The 15,081-nt window shown below is 40.6% G+C and carries 14 protein-coding genes and 1 pseudogene; 6 read left to right on the top strand and 9 right to left on the bottom strand.

The features are described from left to right. Window positions 1-43 precede the first annotated feature (43 nt). The 9 genes and pseudogenes from ACSQ7D_RS08240 to ACSQ7D_RS08200 all read right to left on the bottom strand — a co-directional run bounded on the left by ACSQ7D_RS08240 (window position 44) and on the right by ACSQ7D_RS08200 (window position 7,511). On the bottom strand, window positions 44-1,075 hold the full coding sequence (locus ACSQ7D_RS08240; protein WP_437135908.1) for an Acg family FMN-binding oxidoreductase: 1,032 nt from the start codon (window positions 1,073-1,075) through the stop codon (window positions 44-46). 500 nt (window positions 1,076-1,575) lie between these two features. Next, window positions 1,576-2,916 carry an NADP-specific glutamate dehydrogenase gene (gene gdhA, locus ACSQ7D_RS08235; RefSeq protein ID WP_015781988.1) on the bottom strand — a complete coding sequence of 447 codons (1,341 nt, stop codon included), beginning with the start codon at window positions 2,914-2,916 and terminating at the stop codon, window positions 1,576-1,578. 155 nt (window positions 2,917-3,071) lie between these two features. Next, window positions 3,072-3,308, bottom strand: a pseudogene (locus ACSQ7D_RS08230) (gliding motility-associated C-terminal domain-containing protein); the annotation flags it as partial. Between the two features lie 73 nt (window positions 3,309-3,381). Next, window positions 3,382-4,344: a translation elongation factor Ts gene (gene tsf / locus ACSQ7D_RS08225; protein WP_009413948.1), complete on the bottom strand. Its 963-nt coding sequence runs from the start codon at window positions 4,342-4,344 to the stop codon at window positions 3,382-3,384. Window positions 4,345-4,467: 123 nt separating this feature from the next. Further along, window positions 4,468-5,193: a 30S ribosomal protein S2 gene (gene rpsB / locus ACSQ7D_RS08220; protein ID WP_009417221.1), complete on the bottom strand. Its 726-nt coding sequence runs from the start codon at window positions 5,191-5,193 to the stop codon at window positions 4,468-4,470. 111 nt (window positions 5,194-5,304) lie between these two features. Next, entirely contained in the window at window positions 5,305-5,691 is a 387-nt protein-coding gene (gene rpsI, locus ACSQ7D_RS08215; protein WP_002674299.1) for a 30S ribosomal protein S9, read from the bottom strand. Then, window positions 5,691-6,146: a 50S ribosomal protein L13 gene (rplM, locus tag ACSQ7D_RS08210; protein WP_111972137.1), complete on the bottom strand. Its 456-nt coding sequence runs from the start codon at window positions 6,144-6,146 to the stop codon at window positions 5,691-5,693. Before rplM ends, rpsI begins: the two co-directional genes overlap by 1 nt. A 356-nt stretch (window positions 6,147-6,502) precedes the next feature. Then, entirely contained in the window at window positions 6,503-7,063 is a 561-nt protein-coding gene (purN, locus tag ACSQ7D_RS08205) for a phosphoribosylglycinamide formyltransferase (RefSeq protein ID WP_437135907.1), read from the bottom strand. A gap of 67 nt (window positions 7,064-7,130) precedes the next feature. Then, window positions 7,131-7,511: a ribonuclease P protein component gene (locus ACSQ7D_RS08200; RefSeq protein WP_437135906.1), complete on the bottom strand. Its 381-nt coding sequence runs from the start codon at window positions 7,509-7,511 to the stop codon at window positions 7,131-7,133. A 291-nt stretch (window positions 7,512-7,802) separates the two neighbouring features. Between ACSQ7D_RS08200 and ACSQ7D_RS08195 the strand changes: the two genes are divergently transcribed. From ACSQ7D_RS08195 to ACSQ7D_RS08170, 6 genes are all read left to right on the top strand, one after another. Further along, window positions 7,803-8,900, top strand: a complete 1,098-nt coding sequence (locus ACSQ7D_RS08195; protein WP_437135905.1) for a methyltransferase — start codon at window positions 7,803-7,805, stop codon at window positions 8,898-8,900. Between the two features lie 78 nt (window positions 8,901-8,978). Beyond that, entirely contained in the window at window positions 8,979-9,587 is a 609-nt protein-coding gene (locus tag ACSQ7D_RS08190) for a sugar transferase (protein WP_437135904.1), read from the top strand. Beyond that, the gene (locus ACSQ7D_RS08185) at window positions 9,559-10,605 is read left to right on the top strand and encodes an ATP-grasp domain-containing protein (protein ID WP_225879516.1); all 1,047 of its coding nucleotides are present in this window, start codon (window positions 9,559-9,561) and stop codon (window positions 10,603-10,605) included. Before ACSQ7D_RS08190 ends, ACSQ7D_RS08185 begins: the two co-directional genes overlap by 29 nt. A 12-nt stretch (window positions 10,606-10,617) precedes the next feature. Next, window positions 10,618-11,745, top strand: coding sequence for a DegT/DnrJ/EryC1/StrS family aminotransferase (locus tag ACSQ7D_RS08180; protein WP_437135903.1), 1,128 nt, complete (start codon window positions 10,618-10,620; stop codon window positions 11,743-11,745). 67 nt (window positions 11,746-11,812) lie between these two features. Beyond that, complete coding sequence (locus ACSQ7D_RS08175) at window positions 11,813-13,738, top strand: nucleoside-diphosphate sugar epimerase/dehydratase (protein ID WP_437135902.1); 1,926 nt, start codon at window positions 11,813-11,815, stop codon at window positions 13,736-13,738. After that, window positions 13,735-15,051, top strand: a complete 1,317-nt coding sequence (locus ACSQ7D_RS08170; protein ID WP_437135901.1) for a UDP-glucose dehydrogenase family protein — start codon at window positions 13,735-13,737, stop codon at window positions 15,049-15,051. The genes ACSQ7D_RS08175 and ACSQ7D_RS08170 overlap by 4 nt, the downstream gene beginning before the upstream one ends. Window positions 15,052-15,081: the final 30 nt, after the last annotated feature.

Here is a 15,081-nt window from a genome sequence, read left to right as displayed (position 1 = left end):
GGCGAGTAGAAACTTTGGCAAAGTTGATACTGCAAAAGAAACTTTATTTGCGATTTTTAATTACTTCTTTGATATCTTTTCTCTTGGAATAAGCTACGGGCTTCGCATAGCCGATGCGCAAGAGGATTTGTGGATAGGCTTTTGCAATGGGTAAATCGGCTTGTAGTTGCGCACGGAGTTCGGGCACTTCACACGGCTGATTGAGGTAAGCATTGGCAATGCCTGCTTCGGTGAGGACGAGCAAAAAACGTTCTAATAAACGACCTGTATTTATCCAGGTGCGGATATCGTCTTTCTCAGAAGTGATAAGCACTATATCGGAGGAAGATTGTATCTTTTTCAAGTCGGTTTTGTTTTGCTTATCGGCTTTTAATGATGCCTTTACAATGGGCTCGGTTACCCAACGAGGGAGATTAGGAGCGCCGAGCACTGCGTAACTGAGTCCGTCGTGAGTGCTTTCAGAATGCTTTTTGTTGAAGCGTATCCACGAGAGGAGTTCGTTTTTGAAAGCGGGATCAGCCATTTGCACGGCATTGCCTTGCATTACTGCTTCGGTGAGTGTTGCAAAAAGCGGAGAACCATTGGCGAAAGTGTAGAGCTTCGCCCCTGTATCGTCCATAGCTTTGCTTACTAAACTTTCGAGCAAAGGAGCGTCGATGCGCTTGCCGTCGTATACCGAGCGGTTGGTTTGGCGTTTAGGAATGACAGCTGCTAAGGAACTGGGTGTTACATCTTCTCGTTTTTGCAAAAGCACGGTGATGACGCCTTCGCTGGTGAGTTGCACCTGAGTGTGATAGTGCAATTCGGTGGCTTTTAGGCAGAGGTTTTCCAGAGCACAGCCCAAGCTCATAAACAATTCGCGGTGTTTGCCGTCTACGGCAGGGAGCGCTTTGGTAAAATCGGGCGTAATGATGATGCGGTTGTTCTCAACAGTGAAGAACCAAGGTTGAGAATTGTGACCTGAAGGGGCTTGTGTAGCCGCAGTGACCAATGTGAGGAGGTCAGGATTTTGACCGTTGGACTTTAAGGCAGTCAACGTCATAAGAAGTGTGATACTAAACATTTTTAAGTTCATTTTTAAGTTGTTTTTGTTTTACAGTGCAAAGTAACGGTGAAAAAGCGATGAAAAAATGAACTTGGGTTAAGAAATGAGTGAATGTCAATTAGAGAATTTGGAAATTAGCAAATGAGTAGTGATAAAAATAGTTTTTTGACAGGTCTGGCTTGTCGAACAAATTGGACTGGTTAGGGATTTCGGAAGGAAACGGAAAAGAACGGAAGAGAGCTGAGAGAAGTTTTGGTGAAAAAAGGGTGTAAGATGGGTGGGGTTAGCTTATAGAGAGCTTATAGGAAGCTTATACGAATCTTGGACGATTGGTATAGAAAGGGTATATAAGTTGTTGATAGTGAATAGTTAAAAGTGAGTGGTTAGAGGGTGAAAAGTGAGAAGAAAATCGAAAGAAATCGGTATTTATATATAAAGATTATTCATAAGAAGTAAAAGGATTAAAAAAAGCTGCCTCATTTTAAGAAGCAGCTTTTTTGTTGATTGTTCATTATCAATTGTTCATAAAATTAAACCACGCCTTGGTCGAGCATTGCGTGAGCTACTTTCATAAAGCCTGCGATGTTAGCTCCTTTTACGTAGTTAATATAACCATCTTCCTGACCATATTTGAGGCAAGCGTTGTGGATAGACTCCATAATTTGGTGTAACTTAGCATCAACTTCTTCAGCTCTCCACGCGAGGTGCGCTGCATTTTGGGTCATTTCAAGACCTGAAGTAGCCACCCCTCCTGCATTCACTGCTTTACCTGGGGCAAAAGGCAGTTTAGCATCTTGGAACACTTTGATAGCCTCAGGAGTACAACCCATATTCGATACTTCGGCTACGAGTTTTACACCATTTTTGATAAGCATTTGAGCATCATTGCCGTCTAATTCGTTTTGGAATGCACAAGGCAAGGCAATATCGCAAGGGATAGTCCACGCTTTTTTACCTGCGGTAAACTTACTTTCTTTAGCAAATTTTTCGGCAAAAGGAGCTACAATATTGCGGTTAGAAGCACGAAGCTCCAATAAGTAGTTAATCATTTCGTGAGTCATACCATTAGGTACTTCTACACAACCATCAGGGCCTGAAAGTCCGATAACTTTGGCACCCAACTGGGTTGCTTTTTGTGAGGCACCCCACGCTACGTTACCAAATCCTGATACTACTACGCGTTGTCCTTTGATGTCTCTGCCGAGTTTTTTAAGCATATGGTCTACAAAGTAGAGTGCGCCATAACCTGTAGCTTCAGGACGAATGAGCGAACCTCCCCAGTTGATACCTTTACCGGTGAGTACCCCAGTATTGTACTCGTGAGCTAATTTTTTGTACATACCGTACATATAGCCTATTTCGCGTCCGCCTACACCCACGTCGCCAGCAGGCACGTCGGTATCAGGACCTATATATTTCCAAAGTTCGAGCATAAAGGCTTGGCAGAAACGCATAATTTCAGCATCGGATTTACCGGTAGGGTCGAAGTCAGAACCCCCTTTAGCACCTCCCATAGGCAGGGTAGTGAGTGCGTTTTTGAAAGTTTGTTCGAAGCCAAGGAATTTAAGCATTGAAGGGTTTACAGCTTTGTGGAAGCGGATACCACCTTTATAAGGGCCTATGGCAGCGTTGAACTGCACGCGGTAACCGAGGTTGCTTTGCACTTCGCCTTTATCGTCAACCCAATCCACGCGGAAGGTGTGAATGCGGTCGGGCTCTACGATGCGTTCTATAATTTTAGCTTTGGCAAATTCGGGGTGCTGGTTGTACACCTCTTGTACTGATTCAAGCACTTCGTGTACTGCTTGCAAGTACTCTTTTTCTCCTGGGTGTTTTGCCTCTAAGGAGGTCATTATTTTTTTTACGTCCATAATATATTTAATTAGTTATGAATTATGTGTTAATGAATTATTTAGTTACGCAAATATATTAATGAGCGACAAAAGTAGTTAATATTATTGAAACATACAAAGAAAACGAAAGAAATTTTTATTAAAAAGATTTATTTTCAAAAGAAAATGAAGTTTTACCTCACATATAAAAAGCCTTTTTGTTGTTCTTCTTTTCCGCGCTTGCTGTAACGAACAATATAGAAATAAGTGCCGTGAAGGGCTTTGTTATTGCCTATAAAACCTTTGGCATTGGCATAACCTCTAAAATAATCGCCATTTTTGCCATAATGCTCGTTTTCATATACTTTTAACCCCATTTCATCAAATATGAGAAGATGAATAGAACTATTAGTATCTGCTCCTTCTAGTGATTAGTGTTAAAGAAAAACTCCCCCTACTTGATAGTAAGAGGAGTTTTTAACATATATCATTTAAATATATAAATTACAAGGCTACACGTTTGAAAGCTGTAATCTCTACATTTTTAGATTTTACAAAATCGGATACTTTTTTGCTTTCGTCGTAGATGTACACTTGGTCGAGGAGCGCTTTCTCTTGGTCGAGGGTAGTGTTATCGGAGATGAAGCGTTGTATCTTACCAGGAAGGATTTTATCCCAAATTTGTTCTGGTTTACCTTCAGCTTTCAATTCAGCTTTAGCATCGGCTTCAGCTTTAGCTAATACTTCAGGAGTGAGTTGTGCTTGTGAAACGTATTGAGGTACGTGTTTGAGCGGTTTGCCCAAGCGGTGTAACTCTTCATTTTCTTTTTCGATGATAGCGATGCGTGCTTCAGTTTCTTTAGCGATGTACTCAGGAGAGAAATCTTTGTAAGAAAGGGTTTCAGCACCCATAGCAGCGATTTGCATCGCTAAGTTTTTACCTACTTCGGCAGCATCGGCGATAGCAGCTGATAAGCCTACGATAGCAGCGATTTTGTTGCCGTGGTGGATGTAAGAACCTACGAAAGGCGCTTCTACTTTTTCGAAAGCACCGAGTTCTATTTTCTCACCGATCACACCTGTTTGTTCGAGGAGTTTTTCGGCTACGGTAATACCTTTATAGTTCAAGGCAAGAAGTTCGTCTTTGCTATTTACAGTAAGGGCGAGATCAGCTAAATCTTTAGCGAGGGCTACGAAATCGGCGTTTTTGGCTACGAAGTCGGTCTCACAGTTGAGAGAGATGATAGCACCTACTGTGTGGTTTGCATTTACTTGAGCGATAGCAGCCCCTTCTTTAGAATCGCGGTCAGCGCGTTTAGCAGCTACTTTCTGACCTTTTTTGCGCAATACTTCTATTGCTTTATCGAAATCGCCTTCGGCTTCGATGAGGGCAGCTTTACAGTCCATCATACCTGCGCCGGTAGCTTGGCGGAGTTTATTTACGTCTGCGGCGGTAATATTTGCCATTTTTATTAATGTTTATCCTCTCCCCAGCCCTCCCCCGAGGGGAGGGAGAAGCCGGTGAAAGTGAGTTAAAAAATAATTTTAAGGCTTTGACAAAGTCCCAAACTTTGTCAAAGCTTATTTGATTTATTCAGCTGCTTCAGCTTCTTTGTTAGCTTCGGCTGTTCTACCTGAAAGACCTTCGTTTACAGCTTCGGTGATGTAAGAAAGAACTTTTTCGATAGCTTTAGAAGCGTCGTCGTTGGCAGGGATAGCAAAATCCACCTCACGAGGGTCGGAGTTTGTATCTACCATTGCGAAAATAGGAATGTTTAATTTTTGCGCTTCTCTTACAGCGATGTGTTCACGGAGTGTATCGACTACAAATAAAGCACCAGGGAGGCGAGACATATCGGCGATAGACCCTAAGTTCTTTTCGAGTTTTTCGCGCATACGTTCTACGTGTAGTTTTTCACGTTTTGAAAGGGTATCGAAAGTACCGTCTTTTTTCATTTTATCGATAGACGACATTTTCTTTACGGCCTTACGGATAGTTACAAAGTTAGTAAGCATACCACCAGGCCAACGCTCGGTGATGTAAGGCATTTTTACTGAAGTTGCTTTTTCGGCAACAACGTCTTTTGCTTGTTTTTTAGTAGCCACAAAAAGCACTTTTTTGCCAGAGGCTACGATTTTTTTGAGGGCTTCAGCAGCCTCTTCAATTTTAGCAGCGGTTTTGTACAAGTTGATTACGTGGATACCGTTGCGTTCCATATAGATGTAGGGAGCCATATTAGGATTCCATTTGCGGGTAAGGTGACCGAAATGTACGCCTGCATCTAATAAATCTTTAATTTCTATGTTATTTGCCATTTCTTTTTAAATAGTTTACGTTCCTACTATTAGCAATAGCTTGGAGAGGTTTTGTAAATTTTAAATAACCGCCTGAGCCATTTGGATGCTAAACTAAGGAGCAAATTGATATTAACGTTTAGAGAATTGGAATCTCTTACGAGCTTTTTTCTGACCGAATTTCTTGCGCTCAACCATACGAGGGTCGCGTGTTAAAAGCCCTTCGGGTTTCAATACGGCGCGGTTTTCAGCGTCGAGTTCGCAAAGTGCGCGAGCGATAGCCAAACGAACGGCTTCGGCTTGACCGGTGATACCACCACCATACACGTTTACTTTTACATCGTAAGCATCTTCAGCACCTACAAGGCTGAGGGCTTGTTTTACTTTGTATTGTAGTGTAGGGGTAGTGAAATAATTGTTGAGTTCGCGTTTGTTTACGGTGATAGTACCGTTACCTGCTTTAAGGTAGATACGCGCTACGGCGGTTTTTCGTCTACCAATGGTGTGAATTACTTCCATTATTTCAAATCGTTTAAGTTAATGGTAACAGGTTGTTGAGCTTCTTGTTTGTGCTCGGTACCTGCATACACTTTTAAATTACGTAAAACTGCTGCACCCAATCTTGTTTTTGGCAACATACCTTTTACAGCTTTTTCGATGATACGTTCTGGGTGTTTGTCGAGGAGTTGTTTTACTCCTGTGAAGCGTTGTCCTCCTGGGTAACCAGTGTGGCGAAGATAGCTTTTATCTTCCCATTTGTTCCCTGTAAGGTTGATTTTCTCGGCGTTGATAACAATTACGTTATCGCCACAATCAACGTGAGGGGTAAATTCGGGTTTGTACTTACCGCGAAGTAGTTTGGCTACTTTAGAGGCAAGGCGACCCAAAGTCTGTCCATCAGCATCTACCAAGACCCACTTTTTGTTTGCAGTGGCTTTGTTGGCAGAGATGGTTTTGTAGCTTAATGTGTCCACTCTTTGTGATTTTTATTAAAAATTAAACATTCCTTGATAGTGTCATCAAACGACACTTTTATTTTTAGGGCGCAAAAGTACGACAATTTTTTGAATTGACCAAAAAAGTTAAGGTAAAAGGTAAAAGGTAAAAGGTAAAAGTGTGAAAATTAGCAAATTATGGAATTAATAGGATTTTCTCGGAGTATTTAAAAGCAGGGGCGACTGAAAAGGTTTGTTTTCAAAGAGTTTTTTCAAACTACCCCTACAATGTAACGTAAAAGCGATTCTAATATTGTAATATACAATAAACAATATGTTATTTTTTTTCTACTCTTGATTCACTTTATTCGTGTAGAGCATATTTACTTATTGAGCTATAATAACTTTTCAATGATTTTGGGAAAATGTTCATATTCCAATAAGTGAATCTTTTCGGCTAAGGTGTCGGGAGTATCGGTGGGGAGTACGGTTGTTTTGGCTTGGAAGATGATATTACCTTCGTCGTAATGTTCGTTTACATAGTGAATGGTGATGCCACTTTCTTTTTCAGCATTGGCAATGACGGCTTCGTGCACGTGTGAGCCATACATTCCTTTGCCACCGTATTTGGGCAAAAGCGAAGGGTGTATGTTGATGATTTTATGAGGATAAGCCTCAGTGAGATAAGCAGGTACTTTCCACAAGAAACCTGCCAGCACAATAAGGTCGGGGTGCTGGGATTTAAGGATATTGAGGACGATATCCGACTCATAGAACGCTTGTCGGTTGAAGACTAAAGAGGGAATGGCTAAGCGTTTGGCACGCGTGAGCACGCCTGCCTGAGGGTTATTGCAGAGTATAAGGCTTACCTGAGCAGTGCCTTTTTGATGAAAATAGGTAACGATACGTTCGGCATTGGAGCCTGAACCTGAGGCAAAAATGATAATTTTTTTCATAGGGGGTAATTTAAACATCTGCCTAACCCCTCTTCAAAAAGGGGAGGTGGAGCGCAAAAACGATGAGTTATTCTTGTGTGAGTTGATGAGAAAAATCTTCTATGAGTTGGGTTACGGATTTGTAAATGGTGGCGTAATCGGTGAGTTCTTTCCCTATATAGAGAAAGGCAAGGGCATACTTTTCGGTTTTTAGGGGCAATAGGTGTTTTTGGAGTCGGTAGCTTTCGCGCAGGCGTCGTTTTAGCAAATTGCGATGTACTGCGCGCTTGAAAGTGCGTTTGGGCACACTGATAAGCAGTTGGTAAGGTGCTTCTAAACTGCTAACAGGGGCGTACAACAACCTAAGCGGATAGCAGGTAAGTGCCTCGGCTTGGGCAAAGAGTTGCTGAATGGCTTCACGCTTGCAGAGTTTTTCGGTTTTGGGAAAAGTAGGCAAAATAAAACACATTAAATTCGACGGCAAAGGTAAGAAAGAATTAACAAATGGACAAATGAAAAGAGTGGTCTTAGCTTATAGAAAGCTTATAGGAAGCTTATACGAATCTTGGACGATTGGTATAGAAAAGGCGTTAATTCACTGAATATCACGTGTTAAATAAATGTTAATAAGAAAAAGGAATGATTAAGGAAAGAGCTAAGAAACGAAAGGGTGGCAGATAGCTGAGAAATCTTTTTATTGCTATTTGCTATTTAATTTGTACATTTGCACCTTAATTACAGAATTGAGATATTTAAGCATATGAATTTAACACCAGCAATCAGAAAACAATACACTGCTGAACAAAAAACGGCTTTGGAAGCTCAGCGCTTGGCTCAAGAGATTGCTTTTGCGCCTGTGGTGTTCCAAATATCACATCTAATGGTAAAACTCGGCGTGTTCGAGGCTTTGTGCAATGCCCCTGAAGGATTGACAATGCAGGAGGTGGCTACTAAAACACAGCTGAGTGACTATGCTGTGAAAATACTTTTGGAGTCGTCGCTTTCCATAGGTACGGTACTCTTGAAAGAGGGCGACCGCTTTGCAATATCGAAAGCAGGTTGGTTTTTGCTTCGCGACAAGAGCACCCGTGTGAATATGGAATTCATTCAAGAGGTGTGCTACGAAGGGTTATTTCACCTTGAAGAAGCGCTTAAAGAAGGGAAACCTGCGGGACTTAAAGTGTTTGGGTCTTGGCCTACGATTTATGAGGGGCTCTCACAATTGCCTCCAAAGGCGCAAGAAAAGTGGTTTGCTTTTGACCATTACTATTCTGATTATTCTTTTGAAGATGCTTTAAATATCATTTTTAAACGCCCTGTAAAGACGCTCTTAGACGTGGGAGGGAATACAGGACGCTTTGCGTTAAAGACCGTGAGCTTTAACCCCGATGTGCAGGTAACCATTATGGACTTGCCTCAGCAACTGGGTTTGATGAAAAACAATATCGCAGGCAAACAAGGAGCTGAGCGTATTGGAGGCTATCCGGCTAATCTGTTGGACGCCTCTGTGCCTTTCCCGAAAGGTTTTGACGTGATATGGATGAGTCAGTTTTTGGATTGCTTCTCAGAGGAGGAAGTAACGAGTATTCTCAGTAGGGCAGCTACTGCAATGGACCCTCATACCGAGTTGTATATTCTGGAAGCCTACTGGGACAGACAACAACACGAAACGGGTGCGTATTGCCTTACTCAAATCAGTGTGTATTTTACGGCAATGGCAAACGGCAATAGCAAGATGTACTATTCGGGTGATATGATAAAATGCGTGGAACGCGCTGGACTAAAGGTAGTAGATATCTATGACAACTTAGGCAGTGGCAATAGCCATACGCTGTTTAAGGTAGTGATTAATAGTTAATGGTTAGTGGTTAATGGTTAATAAGTGTTGTGCGACAGGCAGGTGGAAGCCACACGGGTAACTTTTGGGAGAAAATAGATGTATAGAAATATTATAAAACCGGTATTAGACTTTCTTACAGCACTGATTGCCTTTATTGTGCTGAGTCCTATCTTTGTGGTGGTGATGGTAGGGTTGTGGTTTGCTAATAACGGGAAGCCGTTTTTCTATCAGTTACGACCTGGGAAAGGAGAACGCATTTTTAAGATTATCAAGTTCAAAACAATGAACGACCGTTGTGATGCTAACGGACAGCTTTTGCCTGATGCTGAGCGACTCACGAAAATAGGGACTTTTGTACGGAAGACATCGCTGGATGAGATTCCGCAACTACTGAATGTACTCAAAGGAGATATGTCACTTATAGGACCGAGACCATTATTAGTAAAATATTTGCCTTATTATAGCAAACGTGAACAACTTCGGCATACTGTTAGACCAGGTATTACGGGGCTTGCCCAAGTAAATGGTAGAAATAAACTAAATTGGGATGACAGATTGGAGTTAGACGCTCAATATGTAGAGAATTTATCTTTTTTGTTAGACATTAAGATATTATTTAGGACTATAATTAATGTTCTGCTTCGAAAAGATATTGCTGTAGGTTATATAGATTTAGATGATTATAGAAAAAATAGAAATGAATAATATAAATATGCTTTTTACCTGCGCAGGACGCAGGAACTATCTTATTAACTATTTTAAAGAAGCTCTTAACGGACAAGGGAAAGTTTTTGCAGCAGATATGCAAATTTCAGCTCCAGCGATGGCAGATGCCGACATTGCTTTTGTAGTGCCTAATATATTTGATAAAAATTATATTTCTGTTTTGGAAAAAATAGTAAAAGAGAATGATATTAAAGCTATTATTTCTTTAAATGATTTGGAACTGCCAATTTTATCTGCACACAAACAGGTATTAGAACAATATGGGGCAAAAGTAATTGTTGCAGAAGAGGAGATTATAGAAACTTGTTTTGATAAATTAAAAACAGTAGGATTCTTACAACAAAATCAAATAAATACACCTAAAACATATACAGATTTAGTCAAAGCTAAAGAAGCCGTTGCTATAGGAGAGCTTCATTTTCCATTAGTATTGAAACCTCGTTGGGGAAGTGCCTCTATCGGTATATATTTTCCTGAAACATTAGATGAGTTAGAAATTACTTATCAATTACAAAAAATACAACTACAACGTACAATTCTTGCTGAAGCTAGCAAAAAAGATATTAATAATGCTATTCTAATTCAAGAAAAATTAGAGGGACAAGAGTATGGAGTTGACATATTAAATGATTTTAAAGGTAATTATGTAGGTACTTTTGTACGTAAAAAATTAGCTATGCGTGCAGGAGAAACAGATAAAGCAATTACTTTAATTGACAACCGTTTTGAGCAATTGGGGCGTACTATAAGTAAAAATTTAAAGCATATAGGTAATTTAGATTGCGATGTATTTGAATTTAACAATGAGTTATATGTTCTTGAATTAAATCCTAGGTTTGGTGGAGGGTATCCTTTTTCTCATCAAGCTGGGATTAATATTCCTGCCATCTATATAGAATGGTTAAAAGGCAATAAAGATATAGATAAATATACCACATATCGCCCTAATGTTATGTCTTCAAAATGTGACAGACTAATTACAATACCAACGTATTAATAACATCATACTATGAAAGAAAAAATATGGTTATCTTCCCCTCATATGGGAGGAAACGAACTTAAATATATTCATCAAGCCTTTGAGGAGAATTGGGTAGCGCCCTTAGGCCCTAACGTAAATGGCTTTGAAGAAGATTTACAACACTTTTTGGGCAATGGAGTGAAAGTCTCGGCGCTTTCGGCAGGTACGGCAGCCTTGCACTTAGCTCTTATAGAGTGTGGGGTGCAAGCAGGTGATGAGGTGCTCTGTCAATCGATGACTTTTTCAGCTTCTGCTAACCCTATCGTATACCAAGGTGCTACGCCCGTGTTTGTAGATTCGGAAGAAGAAACGTGGAATATATCGCCTATTTTCTTGGAAGAAGCTATTAAAGACCGCATCAAGAAAGGCAAGAAGCCTAAAGCGGTAATCGCTGTATCGCTCTACGGAATGCCTTTCAAAATAGAGGAGGTGCTCTCTCTATGTAAAAAGTATGATATCCCATTGGTGGAAGATGCCGCCGAAGCCTTAGGAAGCACTTACAAAGGAAAACCTTGTGGTACTTTTGGTAGGTTTGGGGTACTGTCGTTCAACGGCAATAAGATTATCACTACCTCAGGAGGAGGGGCTTTGGTATGTCACACTCAAGAAGAGAAAGATAAAGCAGTTTTTTTGAGCACCCAAGCGCGCGACAACGCTCCTCACTACCAGCATTCGCACATAGGGTATAACTACCGTATGAGCAATATTACGGCAGGCATAGGTCGTGGACAAATGGAGGTATTGCCACAGCGCATTGAAGCCCGCCGAAAGATGCACGCTTTTTATGCCGATTTGTTCAAAGGAATTGAAGGGATAAAATTACTTACAGAGCCCAATGAAGATTACTTTTGTAATTATTGGCTTTCGGCTATTACCATTGATAAAACTAAAACAGGATTTGATAGAGAAGACTTGCGATTAGCCTTTTTGGAAGAAAATATTGAAACGCGCCCCTTATGGAAACCTATGCACTTGCAACCTGTGTTTGCCACAGCTCCTTACTACGGTGAAAAGACCTGCGAACGACTGTTTGACAATGGGTTATGTTTGCCTTCAGGTTCTAATCTTACTGATGCAGACCGAGAGAGAATAAAAGGCGTTTTTAAGAAATTATAAAGTGTCTCTATAAAATTAAAAAGAATTTTGTACCTTTGTGCAAATTTTTCCATTTATATTTAAAACAATGCCCCAAACACATACATATAGCGATAATACTTTGGTAAGCTTAGCTACTGCCCGTTACACCCCACGTTGGATAGTGGTGTGTATGGAGGTGCTTTTGCTATTTATAGCTTTATTCTTTTCCTTTTTTGTAGTAGAACGCTTGGGGGTATATATTCCCGACAGTATTCCTCTTTACAAACGCTATTTATTAGTTATCGGGGTGAACATCTTTTTTATGTTCATCTTCCGTACTTATTCAGGGATTATACGGTATTCTACTTTTAGAGATTTGTTTCGCATTCTGCTTTCAAGTGGGTGCACGGTAATAGCAATGTTTATTGCCAACAAAATAAGTCTGCACGTTATAGGTGAAAAAGTGTTGTTGAACCCTATTCTACTGATATATTTTACAGTGTCGTTCATCATACTATTCGTTTTTAGGTTATCGGTAAAAGAGTTTTTTTATTTAGTAAAAGAAATTAATAGGCGTACTTCTAAGAGGCGTATTCTTATCTTGGGGATAGATGATGAAGCAGTTGCTTTTGCCAATGGGATTATAGGCAATGCTGCCATTCCTTATTCGGTAGTAGGTTTTCTTACAGGGCGTACGAATCCTAAACAGGCTACTCTATTGGGTAGACCTATTATCTCAAAAGATAAATTTATAGATACTCCTTGTGAAGAATTAGAGGCTGATGGGGTGCTCATAAACAAGAACCATCTTTCAAAAGAAGAGATGACTTTTTGGGTGAATGTGTGTTTAGAAAAAGGTTTGCAAATACTCAAAACTCCTGCACTACAAAAATTACGTCCAGAAAAAGAAGGATTTAACCTTCATAAAATACAAATAGAAGACCTCTTAGGACGGAGACAGATAGTATTAGATAACGAAGAAGTACGCGAAAAACACTATCACAAAAGTATATTGGTGACAGGAGGAGCTGGGTCTATTGGTAGTGAGTTGATACGACAGATTGCTACCTTCACTCCCGCCTTAGTAGTTGTGCTCGACCAAGCAGAAACGCCTCTATACGACATAGAGTTAGAACTTAAAGAGAGTTTCCCGGACATCGCTTTTGAGTTTGTTTTAGCCGATATTACTAATTATGAACGTTTAGAAAGTGTGTTTAAAGCACATAAGTTTTCAGTAGTGTATCACGCGGCTGCCTATAAGCACGTACCGATGATAGAAGAGAATCCGCACGAGGCTGCGTTAGTAAACATACAAGGGACTAAAAATGTAGCACTTTTGGCTAACAAGTATGAAGTACCTCACTTTGTTATGATATCCACTGATAAAGCAGTGAACCCCACCAATGTAATGGGAGCTTCAAAGAGGGTGGCAGAGCTCTTTGTACAAGCCTTACAAAACAAAGAAGGTAACAAAACAACTTTTATCACCACTCGTTTTGGCAATGTATTAGGTTCTAATGGATCCGTAATTCCCCATTTTAGGAAACAGATAGAGAAAGGAGGTCCTGTAACCATTACCCACCCTGATATAGTACGTTACTTTATGACGATAACCGAAGCGTGCGAGTTGGTACTCCAAGCAGGGACTATGGGCAAAGGAGGTGAGATTTTTGTTTTTGATATGGGTGAACCCGTGAAGATTCTCAACCTCGCTACTCGTATGATTAAACTATCAGGCTTTGAACCTAATGTAGATATCAAGCTCGTGTACACAGGTTTGCGCCCTGGTGAGAAACTCTATGAAGAACTACTAAGTGACAGTACTAAAACAATGCCTACGCACCACAAGAAAATAATGATTAGCAAAGACCCTTCAATGTCGTTTACCGAGATAGAGGCACTCACTGCCCAAATGTATGAGGTAGCTACGCAAGGGGATAAGACAGAAGTAGTGCGTTTATTAAAACAAATAGTAAAGGAGTTTAAAAGTAATAACTCCGAATATGAAACCTTAGATAAGAAAATAGAATGAGAATAGCAGTCATAGGCACTGGGTATGTCGGGTTAGTATCAGGGACTTGTTTCGCTGAGATGGGCAACAAGGTAACCTGCGTAGATGTAAACACTGAGAAAATAGCGAAACTCAAACAAGGAGTGATTCCTATTTATGAGCCAGGATTGGAAGAAATGGTACAGAGCAATTTAGCTAAAACACTATTTTTCACTACTGACCTCGCGGAGGCAATCAAAGATGCTGAGATTGCTTTTATAGCTGTAGGTACTCCTATGGGTGATGATGGGTCGGCAGACTTGCAATATGTGCTTTCGGTAGCCCAAGCCATAGGCGAAACAATGCAAGGAGAGTTAATAGTTGTAGACAAATCGACCGTGCCCGTAGGCACTGCCGATAAGGTACGCACTACCGTGCAAGCTGCCTTGGATAAACGCGGAGTGAGTTACAAATTTCACGTAGTGTCCAACCCTGAGTTTTTAAAAGAAGGCAAAGCAATTGAAGACTTTATGAAACCTGACCGTGTAGTGATAGGGGCAGATAGTGAGTTCGCTTTCAAGAAGATGAAAGAGCTCTACAGTCCGTTCTATATGCAAAACGACCGTATGATTACAATGGATATTCGTTCGGCAGAGATGACCAAATACGCTGCCAATACGATGCTTGCTACTAAGATTTCGTTTATGAACGAGATTGCTAATATCTGTGAGCGTGTAGGTGCTGATGTGAACAAAGTGCGTATAGGGATAGGCTCTGATAGCAGGATAGGCTATAGCTTTATTTACCCAGGATGTGGCTATGGAGGTTCTTGTTTCCCGAAAGACGTATTGGCACTTAAAAAATTAGCAGAAGAGGTAGATTACAAAGCAGAATTGATTGAATCAGTAGACAATGTGAACAACCGTCAGAAGATAGTGATCGCACAGAAAGTAGTTAACAAATATGGGGAAGACCTCAGTGGTAGAACTTTTGCGGTATGGGGACTTTCATTCAAACCTGAAACCGATGATATGCGGGAAGCTCCTGCGATTTACATCATCAAGGAGCTCATAAAACGCGGTGCCAAAGTACAAGCGTATGACCCCAAAGCGGTACACGAGGCAAAGGTATGTTACCTAAAAGATATACCCGTAACCTACGTAGATAGTAAATACGAAGCCCTAAAAAGTGCGGACGCTTTGTTGTTGCTCACCGAGTGGAAAGAGTTCCGCGTGCCCGATTTCGACGAGATAGCTAAAATGCTAAAAGAAAAAGTAATCTTTGATGGCAGGAATCAGTATAATGCCTTTGAGTTACCAAGCAAGGGGTGGGAGTATGTACAGATAGGAGTATAAATAAACTCACTTTAAAAAATAAACACAAAG

The organism is Capnocytophaga sp. G1920 (assembly GCF_051417515.1).
This window is presented reverse-complemented; position numbering and strand designations above follow the sequence as displayed.

Coding starts and splice junctions, on each gene's coding strand:
- ACSQ7D_RS08240 (WP_437135908.1), bottom strand. CDS start 1,075: ATGAACTTAAAAATGTTTAGTATCACACTTCTTATGACGTTGACTGCC.
- gdhA (WP_015781988.1), bottom strand. CDS start 2,916: ATGGACGTAAAAAAAATAATGACCTCCTTAGAGGCAAAACACCCAGGA.
- tsf (WP_009413948.1), bottom strand. CDS start 4,344: ATGGCAAATATTACCGCCGCAGACGTAAATAAACTCCGCCAAGCTACC.
- rpsB (WP_009417221.1), bottom strand. CDS start 5,193: ATGGCAAATAACATAGAAATTAAAGATTTATTAGATGCAGGCGTACAT.
- rpsI (WP_002674299.1), bottom strand. CDS start 5,691: ATGGAAGTAATTCACACCATTGGTAGACGAAAAACCGCCGTAGCGCGT.
- purN (WP_437135907.1), bottom strand. CDS start 7,063: ATGAAAAAAATTATCATTTTTGCCTCAGGTTCAGGCTCCAATGCCGAA.
- ACSQ7D_RS08200 (WP_437135906.1), bottom strand. CDS start 7,511: ATGTGTTTTATTTTGCCTACTTTTCCCAAAACCGAAAAACTCTGCAAG.
- ACSQ7D_RS08195 (WP_437135905.1), top strand. CDS start 7,803: ATGAATTTAACACCAGCAATCAGAAAACAATACACTGCTGAACAAAAA.
- ACSQ7D_RS08190 (WP_437135904.1), top strand. CDS start 8,979: ATGTATAGAAATATTATAAAACCGGTATTAGACTTTCTTACAGCACTG.
- ACSQ7D_RS08185 (WP_225879516.1), top strand. CDS start 9,559: ATGATTATAGAAAAAATAGAAATGAATAATATAAATATGCTTTTTACC.
- ACSQ7D_RS08180 (WP_437135903.1), top strand. CDS start 10,618: ATGAAAGAAAAAATATGGTTATCTTCCCCTCATATGGGAGGAAACGAA.
- ACSQ7D_RS08175 (WP_437135902.1), top strand. CDS start 11,813: ATGCCCCAAACACATACATATAGCGATAATACTTTGGTAAGCTTAGCT.
- ACSQ7D_RS08170 (WP_437135901.1), top strand. CDS start 13,735: ATGAGAATAGCAGTCATAGGCACTGGGTATGTCGGGTTAGTATCAGGG.